The following is a 3877-nucleotide window of genomic DNA, read 5'->3' as shown; positions in this document are numbered from 1 at the left end:
GCAGTACGGGAGAGATCACCCATCCGCTCCCGCAGATCTCTTATACCAAACAACTCCATGGTCTCAATACCTGTCTGATCATAATTGTGTACACATAAGATAGCGCAAGCATTATATAAAACCCGGGGGAGGTGACCTTATGTTCCTCACTATCACCCAGTGTACGAGTGCACGGAAACCAAACCAGAGCGAGAACAAAAAGGAAATTAGCACCCAGCCGCCCCCCGCGAAGGAGGTTGTCTCAAATGGTAATCTGAACGATCTCGACAAGGAACGCTTCAAAACTCATTCTGCGTGCTTTAACCATTTCCATAAACAGATCTGAAAAATGCCGGTAAAACTTGGGCTCGTTCCCACGGTCCCCGTGGGAATGCATACGGAACTTGCCGTATGCCACAGAGCCATCTGATAGTCCGTAGTCTGAATTGACAGGCAATGGGTGAGAACGAGGGACAACCTTACACTGCCTGGGTGTACCGGAGTTTCACGCGACTGTTATTTCTACTGGGTGCGGTATGCATTCCCACGCAGGACCCATAGGGCCTAAAAGCGTGGGAATGAGGTCATTCGAAAATATTAAACCAGACTATTGCGACTTAAGGCGCGGAACTTTTTCCTGTTTTATTAATCAGAAGTATAACCAGCAGTATTCGCCCGATGTTGAATACTTACATTTAAATTAGATAATAGGCGCTCTTATGGATGTTAGTAGAGCAGACCAACTTTTACTGGCGGATTTTAATACCCCCCCTCCCCCCCCAAAAAAAAATGAGACAACCGTACAACCTATCAAACCGGATAACCAAATGTTTCATCTAAATCAGTCCATCTCACTAGGGGGTGGTCCTGACGATGGCAAGCCATTGTGCAAGAGAATGGCAAGCAAACTGGAGGAGGTGAAAAACTCTAGCTGTAAACACCGCACCGACCTCGCATACAGCCGCGATAGCCGCCACCTGGCGATCACCTCCGACAATACTGCCCATATCTTGACTTATAAAAAGGAGGACGCCACCTGGTTCAAGTGCACGTTTGAATACCATAAACGGTTTGGATACACCCCCTGTTTCAGCCCCGATAGCTGCAGCCTGGTGATTTCCTCCGCCGATATGAGAGCCTTTATCTTCGATTTTTGTATGGGTGAATGGAACAAGATTTTGGATGTGCCTGCCGAGCTTTCTTCCTCACGCTACAGCCACAATAGCCGCTACCTGGCAACCTACATTTTACGACCTGATGATAAGGGGGAATGGGAGAGCAGCCTCTGCACTTTATTTTCCCGTGATGAGCAACGCAACTTGCTGCAGAATACCCAGAAGTCGTATTCGGATGTTATTAAAAAATTCTGCTTCAGCCCCAATGACCAATTCCTGCTGACCATGTTAAAGCGTCACGTCGAAATCCAAGATCTCGACGATTTGAACTCGAAGCCTCAGCATTTCATCGTCGTCGGGACCGATGATTTTCATAACGGCCTCTTCACCCCCAATAGCCACACCCTGGTGACGACTTTCAACAAGGGAAAGCCTACCAATATTTATGTTTATAGTGAGGAGAAAAAGCTCTGGGAGTTGAATCACTGCGTTAATAGTTTTACAGGTATAAAGCACATCAAGTTCAGCCACGATAGCCAAACTATGCTGATTACTACCCTTTTTGATTGTACTGCCCGTATCTTCGTTTCTGATAAGAGCTGCTGGAAGAAGCAGAGCTCGATTCCGAACACTCACGATAGATTATCATCAACCGGGTTCAGTAACAGTGGCCGCTACCTGGTACTCGATCTTGAAGATAAACTCAATTCCCTTATATTTACTCGTAATAATGTGGGCAATTGGGTAGAAAAACAGCGGATTAAGCATTCAGATACTATTGCATCCATCCGCTTCAGCCGCAATGATCGCCACCTGGTGGCAACCAGCGATAATAAGATCTCCACTATTTATACCCTTAGCGATGAGGCTCTCTTTGTGGAGTCGGCCCAGATTGCACATCACTGTGACGGTTACGGGCACCCACCAGAGTTCTACCCTGATTGCCAACGTCTGTTAACCGCCAAGGACAACATCGCCCGTATCCTTGCCGTTGATGAGACAGGCCACTGGAAGGATCTGCAGGATTTGCCGCATAAAGGCACGGTAAAATACGCCCGACTCAGCCCCGATGGCAGCACTGTGGCGACCGTTACTCGTGATCACACCCTCCATATCTTCATGGAGGATGCCTCAACCTGAATTCAGAAGCCACTCCAAACTTCCTCGCTCCTGCGCTCTGCATACGGGGTAGCACCATGCCTCATCAACAAGTAAAGTGTTTATCCTGAATTCAGCAGTTGAATGTGGATTTTGTGGGAAATCTGGGCGTTCTCAGCAAGGCGCGGCTTGCAGTCAATGGCCGTAAAACCGCAACGCAGCTGAGGGCGCCCAGATTTTTCACAAAACCCCATAGCAATCCTGCATTCAGCCAAAAGGTGAGCCCTGGAAAGACGCCTGACACTTTGCGCCCAAGGGCTGTAGAGAAAATAGAGCGCTCAACTGCTGAATTCAGGTTTATGGCTGGCTATGCATTCCGCAGCAGCAATCCACGCGGCATGAGCACCCGCTTCGATAATCTGACCTTGTCTGGATTCCTTGTAGAACATCACCTGATCGGAATTAACCGGCTCATAGTTCTGACCTTCAGCGGAGTATATGCCCAGCTGACGGAACATACCTTCCATACCAAAGGTACGGGCTTCGTCAGGAATGATCGGGACAATGTGCTTGCCAAGGCTCTTGTCTTTGGCCAGAACACCCAAGATACGGACATAAGCCATGGTGGTGGAGATTTCACGCACTCCACTGCCTTAGTCACCGCTTCAAAATCACCCAGTTCAGGCATTTCCAGCTTAACGTCGGTTTCACGACGACGCTGAGGAAAAAGGTTATCTGTAGGTCGATTCCCCGTTCAGGGGGACCCGAGGACTCGAGAGCCTAAAGGCCTAAAAGCCGACGAGCGGACTCACCAAACACCACCAGGTTGCATGGCGGCTGGGCCACAAGTCGGCTCGCAAGCGAACTGACCTACGCCGAGATCGCTCAAATTACCTTTGCGACAACCTCCTTCGAGGCTGTCGCAAAACCCTCCGGACACCTCGTTCCCATGCTCTGCGTGGGAATGCATACCGGAGCTGGCCGAATGAGGAACAACCTCTTTTTGCCTGGGTTTGTGGGGGTTTCATGCAGGTTGTTTCATTTGTGGAGGATTCGGTATGCATTCCCACGGGGGACCGTGGGAACGAGCTCGGAGAGTTTTGCGACAATCTCCTTCGCGGGAATGACGGATGGCTGGTACTTTCTACAATGATAATTCCCTAAGGTCCGTAATACATCTATGAGTCGTTATTTAACTTGGGAGATAGCGCTAAATATCGAGGTAGCGGTTTTTCAGTTTTACATAGTTGTCTGCAGAATATTTAAAGAAACTCCGTTCTTTTTCAGATATTTCCCGGGTTTTGGTCGCTGGATTTCCTTTGTAAACAAAGCCACTCTCCAGGCGTTTGCCAGGGGGAACCAGGCAGCCGGCAGCAACGATCACCTCTTCTTCCACCACTGCTCCGTCCAGAATAATGGCTCCAATACCAATCAGGCAGCGATTTTTGATGGTGCAGCCATGCAAAACAGCTTTATGCCCTATGGTTACATCATCACCAATCACCAGTGGATAGCCATTAGGGTTGTAGTCGCTGGCGTGGGTGATATGAAGAACAGAGCCATCCTGAATACTGGTTCTGGCTCCGATAGTGATAGAGTGCATATCACCTCGAATAACGGTCGTTGGCCACACTGAACTGTCATCTCCAATAGCTGTCTCTTATACACATCTCCGAGCCCACGAG

2 protein-coding genes and 1 pseudogene are annotated in these 3877 nt (G+C 49.0%); 1 reads left to right on the top strand and 2 read right to left on the bottom strand.

Annotated elements, in window-relative coordinates; genetic code table 11:
• Positions 1-875: 875 nt before the first annotated feature.
• The gene (locus tag RM811_RS19545) at positions 876-2234 is read left to right on the top strand and encodes a WD40 repeat domain-containing protein (RefSeq protein WP_402527535.1); all 1359 of its coding nucleotides are present in this window, start codon (positions 876-878) and stop codon (positions 2232-2234) included.
• 335 nt (positions 2235-2569) lie between these two features.
• Here the strand turns inward: RM811_RS19545 and aceE are convergent.
• Both aceE and RM811_RS19535 read right to left on the bottom strand, forming a co-directional pair.
• Positions 2570-2845 (bottom strand): annotated as a pseudogene (gene aceE, locus RM811_RS19540) (pyruvate dehydrogenase (acetyl-transferring), homodimeric type); the annotation flags it as partial.
• 557 nt (positions 2846-3402) lie between these two features.
• Positions 3403-3843: a gamma carbonic anhydrase family protein gene (locus RM811_RS19535; RefSeq protein ID WP_402527536.1), complete on the bottom strand. Its 441-nt coding sequence runs from the start codon at positions 3841-3843 to the stop codon at positions 3403-3405.
• Positions 3844-3877: the final 34 nt, after the last annotated feature.

This window comes from Endozoicomonas sp. (genome assembly GCF_031844845.1).
Lineage (GTDB): Bacteria > Pseudomonadota > Gammaproteobacteria > Pseudomonadales > Endozoicomonadaceae > Endozoicomonas.
The sequence above is the reverse complement of the archived record's forward strand: the minus strand, read 5'-3'. Positions and strand labels throughout refer to the sequence as shown.